This window comes from Aromatoleum evansii (genome assembly GCF_012910805.1).
GTDB classification, from domain to species: Bacteria; Pseudomonadota; Gammaproteobacteria; order Burkholderiales; family Rhodocyclaceae; genus Aromatoleum; species Aromatoleum evansii.
In genome coordinates this window covers 1-15,153 of the sequence record NZ_WTVK01000084.1, presented here as the reverse complement: position 1 = coordinate 15,153, position 15,153 = coordinate 1, and the positions used below count along the sequence as shown (strand labels likewise).

The 15,153-nt window shown below is 65.7% G+C and carries 17 protein-coding genes, 3 tRNA genes and 1 pseudogene; 9 read left to right on the top strand and 12 right to left on the bottom strand.

What is annotated here, in order from left to right; all coding sequences use genetic code 11:
• Window positions 1-104: 104 nt before the first annotated feature.
• The 3 genes from dapE to GO615_RS25370 all read left to right on the top strand — a co-directional run bounded on the left by dapE (window position 105) and on the right by GO615_RS25370 (window position 2,734).
• A complete protein-coding gene (gene dapE / locus GO615_RS25380) occupies window positions 105-1,250 on the top strand; it encodes a succinyl-diaminopimelate desuccinylase (RefSeq protein WP_169132648.1) in 1,146 nt (381 codons plus the stop codon).
• Between the two features lie 11 nt (window positions 1,251-1,261).
• Window positions 1,262-2,218, top strand: a complete 957-nt coding sequence (prmB, locus tag GO615_RS25375; protein WP_169132647.1) for a 50S ribosomal protein L3 N(5)-glutamine methyltransferase — start codon at window positions 1,262-1,264, stop codon at window positions 2,216-2,218.
• A 63-nt stretch (window positions 2,219-2,281) separates the two neighbouring features.
• A complete protein-coding gene (locus GO615_RS25370) occupies window positions 2,282-2,734 on the top strand; it encodes a response regulator (protein ID WP_169132646.1) in 453 nt (150 codons plus the stop codon).
• A 37-nt stretch (window positions 2,735-2,771) separates the two neighbouring features.
• Here GO615_RS25370 and iscX read toward each other — a convergent pair whose 3' ends face one another.
• From iscX to GO615_RS25315, 11 genes are all read right to left on the bottom strand, one after another.
• A complete protein-coding gene (gene iscX / locus GO615_RS25365) occupies window positions 2,772-2,966 on the bottom strand; it encodes a Fe-S cluster assembly protein IscX (protein ID WP_169132645.1) in 195 nt (64 codons plus the stop codon).
• Complete coding sequence (gene fdx / locus GO615_RS25360; RefSeq protein WP_169132644.1) at window positions 2,966-3,307, bottom strand: ISC system 2Fe-2S type ferredoxin; 342 nt, start codon at window positions 3,305-3,307, stop codon at window positions 2,966-2,968. The genes iscX and fdx overlap by 1 nt, the downstream gene beginning before the upstream one ends.
• Window positions 3,304-5,172 (bottom strand): Fe-S protein assembly chaperone HscA, encoded by a 1,869-nt coding sequence (hscA, locus tag GO615_RS25355; protein ID WP_169132643.1) that lies wholly within the window; start codon window positions 5,170-5,172, stop codon window positions 3,304-3,306. Before hscA ends, fdx begins: the two co-directional genes overlap by 4 nt.
• Window positions 5,172-5,705 (bottom strand): Fe-S protein assembly co-chaperone HscB, encoded by a 534-nt coding sequence (gene hscB / locus GO615_RS25350; protein WP_169132642.1) that lies wholly within the window; start codon window positions 5,703-5,705, stop codon window positions 5,172-5,174. Before hscB ends, hscA begins: the two co-directional genes overlap by 1 nt.
• Before the next feature lie 19 nt (window positions 5,706-5,724).
• Entirely contained in the window at window positions 5,725-6,048 is a 324-nt protein-coding gene (iscA, locus tag GO615_RS25345) for an iron-sulfur cluster assembly protein IscA (protein ID WP_169132641.1), read from the bottom strand.
• A 17-nt stretch (window positions 6,049-6,065) separates the two neighbouring features.
• A complete protein-coding gene (gene iscU, locus GO615_RS25340) occupies window positions 6,066-6,449 on the bottom strand; it encodes a Fe-S cluster assembly scaffold IscU (RefSeq protein ID WP_169132640.1) in 384 nt (127 codons plus the stop codon).
• Between the two features lie 27 nt (window positions 6,450-6,476).
• Window positions 6,477-7,688: an IscS subfamily cysteine desulfurase gene (locus tag GO615_RS25335; protein WP_169132639.1), complete on the bottom strand. Its 1,212-nt coding sequence runs from the start codon at window positions 7,686-7,688 to the stop codon at window positions 6,477-6,479.
• Between the two features lie 17 nt (window positions 7,689-7,705).
• Window positions 7,706-8,857 (bottom strand): aminotransferase class V-fold PLP-dependent enzyme, encoded by a 1,152-nt coding sequence (locus tag GO615_RS25330; RefSeq protein ID WP_169132638.1) that lies wholly within the window; start codon window positions 8,855-8,857, stop codon window positions 7,706-7,708.
• Between the two features lie 16 nt (window positions 8,858-8,873).
• Window positions 8,874-9,356, bottom strand: coding sequence for a Fe-S cluster assembly transcriptional regulator IscR (gene iscR / locus GO615_RS25325; RefSeq protein WP_169132637.1), 483 nt, complete (start codon window positions 9,354-9,356; stop codon window positions 8,874-8,876).
• Window positions 9,357-9,460: 104 nt separating this feature from the next.
• A complete protein-coding gene (gene cysE / locus GO615_RS25320; RefSeq protein ID WP_169132636.1) occupies window positions 9,461-10,228 on the bottom strand; it encodes a serine O-acetyltransferase in 768 nt (255 codons plus the stop codon).
• A gap of 42 nt (window positions 10,229-10,270) precedes the next feature.
• Window positions 10,271-10,999, bottom strand: a complete 729-nt coding sequence (locus tag GO615_RS25315) for an RNA methyltransferase (protein WP_169132635.1) — start codon at window positions 10,997-10,999, stop codon at window positions 10,271-10,273.
• A 78-nt stretch (window positions 11,000-11,077) separates the two neighbouring features.
• Here GO615_RS25315 and GO615_RS25310 point away from each other — a divergent pair, with 78 nt between their 5' ends.
• Window positions 11,078-11,884: an inositol monophosphatase family protein gene (locus tag GO615_RS25310; RefSeq protein WP_169132634.1), complete on the top strand. Its 807-nt coding sequence runs from the start codon at window positions 11,078-11,080 to the stop codon at window positions 11,882-11,884.
• A 52-nt stretch (window positions 11,885-11,936) separates the two neighbouring features.
• Here GO615_RS25310 and GO615_RS25305 read toward each other — a convergent pair whose 3' ends face one another.
• Window positions 11,937-12,497, bottom strand: coding sequence for a hypothetical protein (locus tag GO615_RS25305; protein WP_169132633.1), 561 nt, complete (start codon window positions 12,495-12,497; stop codon window positions 11,937-11,939).
• Window positions 12,498-12,668: 171 nt separating this feature from the next.
• Here GO615_RS25305 and GO615_RS25300 point away from each other — a divergent pair, with 171 nt between their 5' ends.
• The 5 genes and pseudogenes from GO615_RS25300 to GO615_RS28720 all read left to right on the top strand — a co-directional run.
• Window positions 12,669-14,567 (top strand): DEAD/DEAH box helicase, encoded by a 1,899-nt coding sequence (locus GO615_RS25300; protein WP_169132632.1) that lies wholly within the window; start codon window positions 12,669-12,671, stop codon window positions 14,565-14,567.
• A 60-nt stretch (window positions 14,568-14,627) separates the two neighbouring features.
• A tRNA-Gly gene (locus tag GO615_RS25295) sits at window positions 14,628-14,703 on the top strand.
• A gap of 67 nt (window positions 14,704-14,770) precedes the next feature.
• Window positions 14,771-14,844 (top strand) — tRNA-Cys (locus tag GO615_RS25290).
• 9 nt (window positions 14,845-14,853) lie between these two features.
• A tRNA-Gly gene (locus tag GO615_RS25285) sits at window positions 14,854-14,929 on the top strand.
• Between the two features lie 24 nt (window positions 14,930-14,953).
• Window positions 14,954-15,153, top strand: a pseudogene (locus tag GO615_RS28720) (hypothetical protein); the annotation flags it as partial.

The window sequence follows — 15,153 nt, the reverse complement described above, 5'->3', positions numbered from 1 at the left end:
CCTTGACGGTGCCGTGGGTGGCGATGCCTTCCTCGTCCGAGGTCAGCAGCAGCGCGATCGAGCCCTGGTGGTCGGGGTGGGCGGCGACGAAGCGTTCGATGGCTATGACGAACTCTTCCCCGAACGCCACGTTCGCGCTCACCTGCGAACTCATTTCCCGTCCATCGGTGACGCCCGAAGACAGCGGCTGCCTGGACCTCATCGGCACACGGCTCGCCCCGCTCGGCTTCCGCTGCGAGCGCATCGACACCGGTGGAGTGTCCAACCTGTGGGCGCGCCGCGGCGACACCGGCCCGGTGCTGTGCCTCGCCGGCCACACCGACGTCGTTCCTACCGGTCCGCTCGAGTCCTGGACTTCGCATCCCTTCCAGCCGACCGTGCGTGACGACCACCTCTACGGCCGCGGCGCCGCCGACATGAAGACCTCGCTGGCCGCCTTCGTGACCGCCATCGAACGCTTCGTCGCCGCCCACCCCGACCACCAGGGCTCGATCGCGCTGCTGCTGACCTCGGACGAGGAAGGCATCGCCACCCACGGCACCGTCAAGGTCGTCGAGGCCCTCGCGGCCCGCGGCGAGACTCTCGACTACTGCATCGTCGGCGAGCCCACCTCGGTGAAGACACTCGGCGACATGATCAAGAACGGCCGCCGCGGCTCACTCTCCGGCACGCTGCGCGTCAAGGGCGTGCAAGGCCACGTCGCCTACCCGCAGCTCGCGCGCAACCCGATCCACGAGTTCGCGCCGGCGCTCGCCGAGCTCGCCGCGACACGCTGGGACGAGGGCAACGAATTCTTCCCGCCGACGACCTGGCAGGTGTCCAACATCCATGCCGGCACGGGCGCGAACAACGTGATTCCGGGCGAGTGCGAAGTGCTGTTCAACTTCCGCTTCGCCTCCGTCAGCACCGCCGACGAGCTCAAGCAGCGCACCCACGCCGTGCTCGACCGCCACGGCCTCGACTACACGCTGGACTGGCACCTCTCCGGCAAGCCCTTCCTGACCGGCCGCGGCAAACTCGTCGCGGCCATCGGCGGCGCGATCCGCGAAACCGTGGGCGTAGACACCGAACTATCCACCAGCGGCGGCACCTCCGACGGGCGTTTCATCGCCGACATCTGCAAGGAAGTCGTCGAGTTCGGCCCCGTCAACGCCACCATTCACAAGCTCGACGAGCGCGTCGCCGTCGACGCGATCGAACCGCTTTCCCTGATCTACGAACGTACCCTGCGCGCCCTCCTCGCGCGCTGACGAGACCGAGCATGAGCGAACACTGCGAACACTGTGACAATGGCGAAGAACACGTGCACGAACACGAGAGCGGCCCGCTCGCCGAACTCGTGACCCTGCGCGACTGGCTGCGCTACGCCGTCACCCGCTTCAACCGGGCCGGCCTGTTCTTCGGCCACGGCTGCAACGACGCCTACGACGAGGCGGTGTGGCTGCTGCTGCACACCCTGTCGCTGCCGCTCGACCGGCTGGAACCCTTCCTCGACGCCTGCATCACCGCCGAGGAACGCGAAGCGCTGTTCGCGGTCATCGAACGCCGCGCCGAGGAGCGCGTCCCCGCGGCCTACCTCACCGGCGAGGCATGGCTGGGCGATTTCCGCTTCCATGTCGACGAGCGCGTGATCGTTCCCCGTTCCTTCTTCGCCGAGATGCTTGAAAACGGCTTCGCGCCCTGGGTGGAGGATGCCGAGCAGGTCACCAGCGCGCTCGACCTATGCACCGGCTCGGGCTGCCTGGCGATCCTGATGGCACACGCATTCCCGAATGCCGAGGTGGTCGGCGCCGACCTGTCCGACGACGCTCTCGAGGTCGCCCACCTCAACGTCGCCGAATACGGCCTCGAAGAGCAGGTCGAGCTGGTGAAGAGCGACGTCTTCGACGGGCTTGCGGGACGCCGTTTCGACCTCATCATCAGCAATCCGCCGTATGTGACCGCCGATTCGATGGAGACGCTGCCGGCCGAATACCTGCACGAGCCGCGCATGGCACTGGCGGCGGGCGAGGACGGGCTCGACGTGGTACGCCGCATCCTCGCCGAAGGCCGCACTCACCTCAATCCGGGTGGCGTGCTCGCCGTCGAAGTGGGGCATAATCGTCATATCGTGGAAGCGGCATTCCCCGACCTGCCCTTCGTGTGGCTGTCGTCCAGCGGCGGTGATGACATGGTCTTCCTGCTGCGCGCGGAGGAACTGCCGGAAACCCCGGCGTGACACCTGCGGGCGGCGGCCCGCTGTGCCGCTGCCACGACTCGTCCGGACTGCGGAGGTGGCGGCATGGCTGGCAGCAGTTACGTCCTGCTGGTTGAAGGAGACCCGGCGCACGAAGCCCGGGTCCTCGCTGCGCTGCGCGAAGGTGGATTCGGCAACCGCGTCGTCGTCGCGCGCGACGGCATCGAGGCCCTCGCCTTCCTCTCCGCCGCAGACGACTACCCGGCACCCAGGCCGGCGAGCCAGCCGGCGGTCGTGCTGCTCGATCCCGACCTTCCCCGGATCGACGGCCTGGAGGTGCTACGCCGCATCCGCGCCGAGGTCAGGACCTCGCTCCTGCCCGTCGTGATGTTCGCAAGCGCCTGCACGCCGGAAGACATCCGCGAAGCCTACCGCCTCGGCGCCAACAGCTACGTGCGGAAGCCCCGCGACCAACGGGAATTCGAGCGCGCCAGCGCGCTCATCGCCCGTTACTGGCTGGGCCTGAACGAGCAGCCGGACGAGGCGATCCGCTTCTGAGGCAGCCCAGCGGCGCGCGGCAGAATCCTTGCGCCCGTCAGGCGACCTCGTCGATCCAGGCCTGCTGGATGGCTTCCAGCACGCGCTCGCCGCAGTGCTTGGGATCGTCGTCGAATTCGGGAAGGGCCATCACCCAGTTCATCAGGTCGACAAAATTGACGCGCGTAGGATCCGTCTCGGGAAACTTGTCCGCGAGCTGGATCGCGATCTCCTGAACCTCGGTCCACTTCATCAGTGCTTGCCCTCCCGGGCCATGTTGATGGTGTAGCGGGGAATCTCGACCACCAGCGGCGTCTCGGCGACAACCGCCTGGCAGGAAAGGCGCGACTGCGGCTCCAGGCCCCAGGCCTTGTCGAGGAGATCCTCCTCCTCCTCCTCAGCCTCGTTGAGCGAGGCGAAGCCTTCGCGCACGATCACGTGGCAGGTCGTGCACGCACAGGACTGCTCGCACGCGTGCTCGATCTCCACGCCGTTGCGCAGCAGCGCGTCGCAGATCGAGGTGCCAGGCTCCGCCTCGATCACCGTCCCGTCCGGACAGAGCTCCACGTGCGGCAATACGATGATCTGCGTCATACCTGAATCTCATCCACCTTGTGACCCGCCAGCGCCGAACGGATGCTCTTGTCCATGCGACGGGCGGCAAATTCGTTGGTAGCACGGGAGAGCGCTTCCGTGCTGCGCTTGATGGCACGCGGGTCGTGCCCGGCGGCCGTTTCGCGGGTTGCGGCAACGGCCGCGTCGATCGCCGCGCGCTCCTCGTCGCTGAGCAGTTCGCCGTCCTGTTCCAGCGCCACGAGCGTCGCCTCGATCACTCGATCGGCCTCGACCTGCTGCTCGCGCAAGGCCCGCGCGTCGATATCCTCGGACGCCCGCTCGACGCCGTCGCGCAGCATGCCGGCGATCTCGTCGTCGGTCAGGCCGTAGGACGGTTTCACCAACACGCTCGCCTCGACGCCAGACGACATTTCGCGCGCCGACACCGACAACAAGCCGTCTGCATCGACCTGGAAGGTCACGCGGATGCGCGCCGCGCCGGCGGCCATCGGCGGGATGCCGCGCAGCTCGAAGCGCGCCAGCGAGCGACAGTCGGCGACGAGTTCACGCTCGCCCTGGACGACGTGGAAGGCCATGGCGGTCTGACCGTCCTTGTAGGTCGTGAACTCCTGCGCCCGCGCGATCGGCAGCGTCGAGTTGCGCGGCACGACCTTCTCGGTGAGCCCCCCCATCATCTCGAGACCGAGCGACAGCGGGATCACGTCGAGCAGCAGCCAGTCATCCTCGTCCTTGCGGTTGCCCGCCAGCACGTTGGCCTGGATCGCCGCGCCGAGCGCGACGACCTTGTCCGGATCAAGGTTGGTCAGCGGCTCCTGGCCGAAGAATTCGGCCACGGCGCGCTGGATGTGCGGCATGCGCGTCGCACCGCCGACCATCACGACACCCTTGATGTCCTCGGGAGCCAGCCCCGCATCGCGCAGCACCTTGCGCATCGGCGCAACGGTCTTCTGCACGAGATGCTTCGTCATGTCGGCGAACTGGTCGCGCGTGACCACGAGGTCGACCTTTTCGCCGCTGCCGAGCGTCGCCTTGATCGGCGCTTCCTCGCACGCGGTCAGCAATTCCTTCGCCTCGCGCGCCTTCAGCAGCAGACGGCGCGCGTCCTCGCTCGAAGGCGGGTCGATCTCGCTCTGGTCCAGTGCCCAGCAGAACAGGCGATGATCGAAGTCGTCACCGCCCAGCGCCGCGTCGCCGTTGGTCGCCAGCACCTCGAAGATGCCGCGCGAGAGTTTGAGGATGGACAGGTCGAAGGTGCCGCCACCGAGGTCGTAGACCGCATAGACGCCCTCGGCCGCGTTGTCGAGGCCGTACGCGACCGCCGCTGCCGTGGGTTCGTTGAGCAGCCGCAGCACGTTGATGCCGGCGAGCTTTGCCGCATCCTTCGTCGCCTGGCGCTGCGCGTCGTCGAAATAGGCGGGCACGGTGATCACCGCCCCGGTGAGTTCGCCGCCGAGGCTTGCCTGTGCACGCGCCGCCAGCACCTTGAGGATCTCCGCCGACACCTCGACCGGCGACTTGACGCCCTGCACGGTACGCAGGCGCAGCATTCCATCCGCATCGACGAAGTCGTAGGGCATCGACTCGATGTAGGCGACGTCCTTGACGCCGCGCCCCATGAAGCGCTTCACCGAGATGATCGTGTTCTTCGGATCGGTCGCATGCGCCACGCCGGCGCTGCGGCCGACCTCCACCTTACCGTCTGCGTGGTAGCGCACGATCGACGGCACCATCGCACGGCCGTCCTCATCGACCAGGCACACCGCGATCCCGTTGCGAACGGTCGCGACGAGCGAGTTGGTGGTGCCGAGGTCGATGCCCACGGCGAGGCGGTGCTTGTGCGGTTCGGTCGACAGACCGGGTTCGGCGATTTGCAGAAGTGCCATCAGCTCTCCAGCGCCTCGAGGGCGTCGTCGATCTCGTGTTGTAGTTTTTCCATGAACATCAGCCGGCGCACGGTTTCAGCGGCACCGGCATAGTCCTGCTCGTCGTCGCACTGCCGGGCGAGATCGTCGAACACCTCGCGGGAATGCTGGCGCAGGCGCGTGTGCAACTGCGCGAGTTCATCGGCTTCACCCGCCGCCCGCGCCTCCTCGACCGCCTCGCGCCACTCCATCTGCTCCATCAGGAAGGTCGGCGACATCGCGGTGTTCGTATGCAGTCCGGCGTCGACGCCCATCAGCTCGAGGAGGTAGGTCGCGCGCGACAGCGGCTTACGCAGAGTGCGAAAACCTTCGTTCACCTGCGTTGCCCACTGCATCGACAGACGCTTGTCGCTGTCGGGCAAATGCGCGAAACGGTCAGGATGCACGCGCCCCTGCAGGTCATGGTAGGCGAGTTCCAGCGCCGCCTCGTCGATGCGAAACCGGCGTGGCAGCCCGAACAGCCTGAAGAAATCCTGCTGGAGGTCGATGCTCATCGGATCCGGACCGCCGGGCTCAGACGTTGAAGCTCTCGCCGCAGCCGCACGAGTCCTTGACGTTCGGGTTATTGAACTTGAACCCCTCGTTCAGGCCCTCGCGGACGAAATCGAGTTCGGTGCCATCGAGATAGGCCAGGCTCTTCTGGTCGACGATCACCTTCACGCCGTTGCTCTCGAACACCACGTCGTCCTCATGCGTCTCGTCGACGAATTCGAGGCGGTAAGCCATGCCCGAACAACCCGACGTGCGAACCCCGAGACGGATCCCCAGCCCCTTGCCGCGCTTGGCGATGAAGTTCGAAACGTGCCTGGCTGCGCTCGTGCTAACAGTGACGCTCATGATTCCGCCTCCCGGTTTCAGCCTTCGTGCTTCTTCTTGTAATCCGCCACGGCCGCCTTGATGGCGTCCTCGGCGAGAATCGAACAGTGGATCTTGACCGGCGGCAGCGCAAGCTCCTCGGCAATCTGCGTGTTCTTGATCTCGAGCGCCTGCTCGACCGTCTTGCCCTTGACCCATTCGGTCACCAGCGAGCTCGATGCAATCGCCGAGCCACAGCCGTAGGTCTTGAACTTGGCATCCTCGATGACGCCGTCCTTGCCCACCTTGATCTGCAGCTTCATCACGTCGCCACAGGCCGGGGCACCGACCATGCCCGTACCCACGCCATCATCATCCTTCGAGAAGGCGCCGACGTTGCGGGGGTTCTCGTAGTGGTCGAGCACTTTTTCACTGTATGCCATTATCGTTCTCCTGTCTCAGTCGGGTGCTCAGTGGGCTGCCCACTGCACGGTATTCAGATCGACGCCTTCCTGCACCATTTCCCACAACGGCGACAGCTCGCGCAGCTTGCCGATCTTCTTGTGCATGAGGTCGATCGTGTAGTCGATTTCCTCTTCGGTCGTGAAGCGGCCGATCGAGAAACGGATCGAGCTGTGCGCCAGTTCGTCGTTGCGCCCGAGCGCGCGCAGGACATAGGACGGCTCCAGGCTCGCCGACGTACAGGCCGAACCGCTCGATACCGCGATGTCCTTGACCGCCATGATCATCGACTCGCCTTCGACATACGCGAAGGAAATATTGAGGTTGTGCGGCACGCGCTGCTCGAGGTCGCCATTCACATAGGTCGCCTCGATGTCCTGCAAGCCCTTCAGCAGGCGGTCGCGCAGCATGCGGACGCGCTCGTTCTCGACCGCCATCTCCTCGCGGGCGATGCGGAAGGCTTCACCCATGCCGACGATCTGGTGCGTCGCGAGCGTACCCGAGCGCAGGCCGCGCTCATGGCCGCCACCGTGCATCTGCGCCTCGAGGCGCGCACGCGGCTTGCGCCGCACGTACAGCGCGCCGATACCCTTGGGGCCATAGGTCTTGTGCGCGGAGAAGGACATCAGGTCGACCTTCAGCTTCTGCAGGTCGATCTCGACCTTGCCCGTCGCCTGGGCCGCATCGACGTGGAAGGTGATCCCCTTTTCGCGGCAGATCTCGCCAATCTCGGCGATCGGTTGGATCACGCCGATCTCGTTATTCACGAACATCACCGAAACGAGGATCGTGTCCGGGCGCAGCGCGTCCTTGAACGCCGCCAGATCGATCAGGCCGTTCTCCTGCACGTCGAGATAGGTCGCCTCGAAGCCCTGGCGCTCGAGTTCGCGGAAGGTATCGAGCACGGCCTTGTGCTCGGTCTTCACCGTGATGATGTGCTTGCCCTTGCCCTTGTAGAACTGCGCGGCACCCTTGATCGCGAGGTTGTTCGATTCGGTCGCGCCTGAAGTCCACACGATTTCCTTCGGATCGGCATTCACCAGGGCCGCAACCTGCTCGCGCGCATCCTCGACGGCCTTTTCGGCTTCCCAGCCGTATGCGTGCGAACGGCTCGCGGGGTTGCCGAAATGCTCGGTGAGCCAGGGGATCATCGCCTGCGCGACGCGCGGATCGACCGGCGTGGTAGCGGAATAGTCCAGGTAAATCGGAAACTTCAGCATTGGTACTCCTCCGTCGATCATTGAACCGCCACGGCGGTCAGATTATTCAGTTCGCTCATCTGCTGCCCCAGGCAGGCCAGAAAATCGACTACATGCCTTTCCTGCGTATCGCGCCCCAGGCTGACGCGCACCGCGCCGCGCGCCACCTCGCGCTCGACGCCCATCGCCAGCAGGGTATGCGACGGCTCGGGATTCGCGCTCGAACACGCAGACCCGCTCGCGCACGCGAAGCCAGCCCGGTCCAGCCGCGCCACCAGAGTCTCGCCATCGACGCCTTCCGCGGCGAAGAACACCGTATTCGGCAATCGTGCCGCGCCGGCCGAAAAGATCCGCATGCCGTGCGCTGCCAGCCCGGCTTCCAGCGCGTCCCGAAGTCCGCACAAACGGACATTCTCTCCGGACACACGGGCCGCTGCCAACTCGCACGCGACGCCGAAGCCGACAAGCGCGGCAATGTTCTCGGTGCCGGAGCGCAGGCCTCGCTCCTGCCCGCCTCCGGCGAGCAGCGGCGCCAGCTCCAGTCGCTTGTCGACAACCAGGGCGCCCGCCCCCAGGGGACCGCCGATCTTGTGCGCCGACAGCGTCATCGCATTGACGCCCAGCGCACGAAAATCCACACCAATCTTGCCCAGCGCCTGCACGGCGTCCGTGTGGAACCAGGCGCCCGCATCCTTCGCCTCGCGGGCGAGCGCCGCAACATCCTGCAGCACACCCGTCTCGTTGTTCGCGAGCATCACCGACACCAGCGCGGGCTTGGTCGCCAGCACCGCCAGCCAGTCCGTGCGCTTGACCAAGCCCGCGCGATCCACGGCGATCTCACGCAGCGTCCAGTCTGCACGCCGCAACTGCTTCGCCGGCTCGCGCACACACGGATGCTCGATCGCGCTGATCGCGATCAGCCCCGGCTTCATCAGGCCCGCCGCACCCTTCACGAACAGATTGTTCGCCTCGGTGCCGCCACTGGTGAAGATCACCTCCGTCGCATGGGCGCCGACCGCCGCAGCCACCTTCGCCCGCGCCTCGTCGATCGCCGCACGCGCCTGCCGCCCGTATTCGTGCCGGCTCGACGCATTGCCGAAGCGGCTGCCCAGCCACGGCAGCATCGCCTCGCGCACAACCGGCTCCAGCGGCGCCGTGGCGTTCCAGTCGAGATAGACGGGAGCGAACACGCTGGGGACCGTCCCGTCAGGCCGCTGCAGCCTCGCGCATCGCGACCAGCGCGCGCCGCCGCACGTCCTTGAGGACGCTCATGTCCGGATCGGCCTTGACTTCGCGATGCACCAACGCATTCAGCGTCACCGAGTCGAGATACTCGTACATGCGCTTGTTGAGATTGGCCCACAGGTCGTGCGTCAGGCAGCGATGCTCATCCTGGCAGTTCTGCTTGCCGCCGCACTGGGTCGCATCAAGCGGCTCATCCACTGCAACGATGATGTCGGCAACGGTGATGCGTCCCATGTCGCGCGCCAGCCGATAACCTCCACCCGGACCGCGCACGCTCGTCACCAGCTTGTGGCGACGCAGCTTGCCGAACAACTGTTCCAGATACGACAGGGAAATCTTCTGTCGATCAGCGATGCCGGCCAGCGTCACCGGCCCTTCGGCCTGGCGCGATGCCAGATCGATCATGGCGGTGACGGCAAAACGTCCTTTGGTGGTCAGTCTCATGTCGGAGCTCCTTCTTTCGCGGAGATTCTCGCCCGGGGGAATACCCGAACGTTTCGCTCAACTATACGGAGCCCGACAAAATCAGTCAACTAATCAAATGTCACTCAGTCGACCATCTTCGACAGCCGCTCTGCATCGAACTCGTCGCTCTTCTCGATGGCTTCGTCAAGAGTGAGTCCGGCCTTCTCAAGGCGTTCCACCAGCATCTGGATACGGCGATCCGTCTCCACTGCATGATCGAGCAAGCCGTGCAGGGCCTTCATCAGGGGGTCGTCCATCTGCTTCGTCACGCCATAGGCGGAGAAGCCGATCTGCTCGGCCTTCTGTTCACGTGCGCGGTCACGTGCGTTATCCCGATCGGGTTCGATCACGCGAGCCGGATTGCCGACCGCCGTGGCCCCGGCCGGCACCGGCTTGACCACGACCGCATTGGAGCCGACCCGCGCGCCGTCACCGACCGTGAAACCACCCAGCACTTTCGCGCCGGCGCCGATCACGACGCCCTTGCCCAGCGTCGGATGGCGTTTCGTCCCGCGGTACAGTGAAGTGCCGCCGAGCGTCACGCCCTGATAGATCGTGCAGTCGTCCCCGACCTCGGCCGTCTCGCCGATCACCACCCCCATGCCGTGGTCGATGAACACGCGCCGACCTATCGTCGCGCCCGGATGGATCTCGATGCCGGTGAGCAAGCGGCTGACGTGACTGGTGAACCGTCCCACCCAGTAAAAGCCGCGCTTCCACGCACCGTGCGCGAAGCGGTGCAGGAACAACGCATGCACGCCGGGATAGCAGGTCAGCACTTCCAAGGTAGAGCGGGCGGCGGGATCGCGTTCGCGAACGCTGGCCAAGTCTTCGCGCAGACGTCTGAACATGAGTGACTTGCTCCGGTATCCGGTTTCTTAATTCCGAGTATTTTACTCAGCTTTGCGCTCCAGCGCACTAATGATGCCGCGGAGGATATTCACCTCCTCCTTTTCGAGCCGGATGCGGCCAAACAGGCGGCGCACGCGCTGCAGAAGGCGCTTCGGATTTGCCGGGTCATAGAATCCGCTGACGGTCATCGCCCGTTCCAGATGACGATGAAAACCCTCCACCTCCTCGAAGGCGGCCAGGTCCGGAAGAGGCTCCGCCGGGGGAACCGGATCAAGCGCCGCCATGCGCAACTCGTAACACAGCAACTGCACCGCGGCGCCGAGGTTGAGCGACGAGAATGCGGGATTCGCCGGAATCGTCACCGGCATCGAGCACAGCCCGACCTCCTCGTTCGTGAGTCCGCTCGTTTCGTTGCCGAACACCAGCGCAACCTCGCCCTGTGCGGCGAACGACACCAGTTCGGGGGCCGCCTCGCGCGCATTGCGCACCGGCACCGAGCGCTCGCGCCGCCTCGCCGTGACGGCGGCGGACAGGATCGTGCCCTCGAGCGCCTCCTCGAGCGAGCCAACTACCCGCGCGGCCGCGAGGAGATCGCCGGCACCGGAGGCGCGCGCCTCGGCCACCGGATCGGGAAAGGAGGCCGGATCTACCAGCCAGAGACGACCGAGCCCCATCGTCTTCATCGCGCGCGCAGCGGCGCCGATGTTGCCGGGATGGCTTGTACGGGAAAGTACGATGCGGATGCGGTCGAGCGCGATGGCTCCGTTCATATTAAAATACTTCGTTTTATTGGAATTCTTTCGAGCGGGACGCTCTCCGGGCCCCCGACTCCAGCGAGACCGACGCGCATGCACCCCACCCTGAACATCGCAGTGAAAGCCGCCCGCCGTGCGGGCTCCATCATCAATCGCGCCTCGCTGCAGCTGGACCAGGTGTCGGTCCAGGCCAAGTCCCCGAACGACTTCGTCACCGAGGTCGATCAGGCCGCCGAAGCCGCCATCATCGAGGTGCTGCGCGAAGCATACCCGGAGCACGGCATTCTAGCAGAGGAGTCGGGCGCATCCGGGGAGTCCGTTAACAGCGAATACCAGTGGATCATCGACCCGATTGACGGCACCACGAATTTCATCCACGGTTTTCCCCAGTATGCGATCTCGATCGCGCTGACGAAGAACGGCGCACTCGAACAGGGTGTCGTCTACGACGTCACGCGCAACGAGCTGTTTACCGCCACCAAGGGCCGCGGCGCCTTCCTCAACGACCGCCGCATCCGCGTGTCGAAGCGCGTCCGCCTGAACGAATCGCTGATCGGCACGGGCTTTCCGTTCCGCGAGTTCGACCATGTCGACGCCTACCTCGCCATGTTCAAGGACCTGACGCAGAAGACTGCCGGCATCCGCCGCCCCGGCGCGGCCTCGCTCGACCTCGCCTACGTCGCCTGCGGGCGCCTCGACGGCTTCTGGGAAATGGGCCTGCAGCCGTGGGACATCGCCGCCGGCGCGCTGCTGATCCAGGAGGCGGGCGGCCTGGTGAGCGACCTTGCCGGGGAAGGCACCTACATGGAGACCGGCAATGTCGTCGCCGGCAGTCCCAAGATCTTCGGGCAGATCCTGCCCATCATCCAGGCCCACCGCGGCACCGCGCTGCAGGCCTGAGAGCCAGCGGGGCGGACCGGCCATGCCCGTCCGCCCCGCTGCGGTCACCGACTCAGAAGGCGAGTCCGATCTTCGCCTGCACGAGCCAGTTCTCCGCTCCGTTCGTGCCTGGCGCAACGGTCTTGTCCAGCGTGTCCTGCCAGCGCGCACCGACCCCGAGACTCATCCGGCCCATCCGGTAATCCAGATCCGCACCGACCTGCCAGGCGAACATGTGGGTATCCCGGCTGCCCACTTCGGTACGCACGTAGCCGATACCCGGCCCCACCCCGAAGGACAGGTTCTGGGCGACCGGCACGGTCCAGCGCGGATTCACCTCGAAGGTGCGATACTCCAGCCCGTCATGGTCGTAGCCGCCGTACGAGATCTTCGTGCGCACGACGCCGGTCGGCGTCTGGAACAGGCCGCAGTTCATCGCAAGCTCGAGCCCGGCATAGGTGTGACGGTCCGCGCCTTTTGGATCCAGCGCACCACCCACCGCGGACAGAACAAAATCCGGCTTGTAGCCGTCCTTAAGGATCGGCAGGAACTGCCACTCGCCGGCCGAGGCCGATCCAGCACATACGCACAGGGCGGCGGCCAGCACACCGCGAATACGTCCGACTTCCAGCATATCCACTCCTTGATGATGAACGAAAGGCCGTGACGATGGCACAACGGCCCTTCGCCCGTCGGTAACCCCGGTCACACAGCAGGCGGTATCGGCACCAAGCGACCACCCCGCGATTTCGGTACGATGCAGGCAACATCGGGCACACGACACAATCCCACCTCACGAATCCAAATGAACACGACTATCGAATCCTTTGCCCAGCTCGAGCTGAGCCCCCCGATCCTCGAAGCCCTCGCCGGCATCGGATACGAAACCCCATCGCCGATCCAGGCGGCCTGCATCCCGCACCTGCGCGCCGGACATGACCTGCTGGGCGAAGCCCAGACGGGCACCGGCAAGACGGCAGCCTTCGCGCTGCCGCTGCTCGACCGCCTGGACCTCTCCGCCCGCAAGCCGCAGGTGCTCGTGCTGACGCCCACGCGCGAACTCGCGATCCAGGTCGCGGAAGCCTTCCAGCGCTATGCGAAGAACCTTCCCGGCTTCCACGTGCTGCCCATCTACGGCGGCCAGAGCATGGTCGTGCAGTTGCGCCAGCTGAGCCGCGGCGCGCACGTCGTCGTCGGCACCCCGGGGCGTGTGATGGATCACATCGAGCGCGAAAGCCTCGATCTCGACAGTCTCAAGACGCTGGTGCTAGACGAAGCCGACGAGATGCTGCGCATGGGCTTCATCGACGACGTCGAATGGATCCTCGAACACGTCCCGATCGAACGACAGACGGCGCTGTTCTCGGCGACGATGCCGGACGCCATCCGCCGCGTGGCGCACCGTTACCTGCGCGATCCGCGCGAGGTGAAGATCAAGGCCGCCACGACGACCGTGACCACGATCCGCCAGCGCTTCTGCCAGATCGCGGTCGCGCACAAGCTCGACGCCCTCACCCGCATCCTCGAGGTCGAGGAGGAATTCGATGCGGCTATTGTCTTCGTGCGCACCAAGACCGCCACAGTGGAACTCGCCGAAAAGCTCGAGGCCAGGGGCTATGCCGCCGCCGCACTGAACGGCGACATGACCCAGCAGCTGCGCGAGCGGGTCATCGAGCAGCTCAAGGGCGGGGGCCTCGACATCGTGGTCGCCACCGACGTCGCCGCGCGCGGCCTGGACGTGCCGCGCATCAGCCATGTCATCAACTACGACATCCCCTACGATACCGAGGCCTACGTTCACCGCATCGGCCGCACCGGTCGCGCAGGCCGCACCGGCACTGCCATCCTGTTCGTCGCGCCGCGCGAGATGCGCATGCTCAAGGTGATCGAGCGGGCGACACGGCAACCGATCGAGCCGCTGCAACTCCCGTCGCGCGAGGCCGTCGCGGACAAGCGCGTGGCGGCCTTCCGGCATCAGGTCGCAACGGTGCTCGAATCCGAGGATCTCGACTTCTTCCACGACGTCGTTGCCGGCATGGAGGACAGCCACAACGCCGACATCCACGACATCGCCGCCGCCCTCGCCTTCCTGGCGCAGCGTGAGCGCCCCCTCCAGTTGCCGCAGAGCGCGGGCCCGGACATCGCCACTCAGACCGCAGCACGCGCGGAGCGCCCCCCGCGCGAGAACCGCGAAGCAATCCTGGAACGCCGCCGCGATTTCTCCGACGGACGCCTGCAACGCTACCGTATCGAGGTCGGACGCAACCAGCAGGCGACACCGAAGGACATCGTGGGCGCGATCGCGAACGAAGCGGGCATCGAGAGCCGCTTCATCGGCCAGATCAACCTGTACGAGGACTACAGCACGGTCGAACTTCCGGCCGACCTCCCCCACGACGTCATCGACATCCTGCGTCGTGTGCGCGTGCGCCAGCACCAATTGAATATCCGCCCGCTGGACCGCGACGAAGCCCAGCGGGACGCCGCACGTCCTCGCCCTGGAGCCGGCCCGCGCTTCGGCGCAAAACCCGCTCCACGCGGCGAGGATGCGCCCCGCAAACCCTACGCGAAACCTTGGGACAAGCCCGCCGGCAAGCCGGCGAGCGATCGCCCGCACGGCGGCAAACCCTTCCACACCGACCGCCGCGACACACAGGGAACCGCCTTCAAACCGGGCAAGAAGAAGCCCCAGCGCGATCGCTGAGAAGGAGGTTCAAGAGGGTAGTTGACACCGCCAGATTACGACCTATAATGGCGGTCTTTCGCGGGAATAGCTCAGTTGGTAGAGCGCAACCTTGCCAAGGTTGAGGTCGCGAGTTCGAGACTCGTTTCCCGCTCCAAATTCTCGGAAAGGCTCCGTAAAGCCTTTCCACCCGATCGAGGCGTATCGGGAGTCAGGCAGAAACTGGCGCGATAGCAAAGCGGTTATGCACCGGATTGCAAATCCGTGTAGGTCGGTTCGACTCCGGCTCGCGCCTCCAGAAGTATACGCGGGAATAGCTCAGTTGGTAGAGCGCAACCTTGCCAAGGTTGAGGTCGCGAGTTCGAGACTCGTTTCCCGCTCCAGTATTTGACAAAGGGAAGGTGCTGATGCACCTTCCCTTTTTGTTTTTCCTCCTCCCCACCATGCCCCCATCCCGGCAACCCGATTCCTCCGATGCGCCTGCCATCGCATTGCCGCAGGATGCCGTGCTGCCGGACTATCGCGACGGCGGCCTGTTCGGGCTGATCCGCAGGGTGGGAGCCTATCTCGACGGCCACCCCTGGCAGCCCCCCGGGCCGTCTGCCTC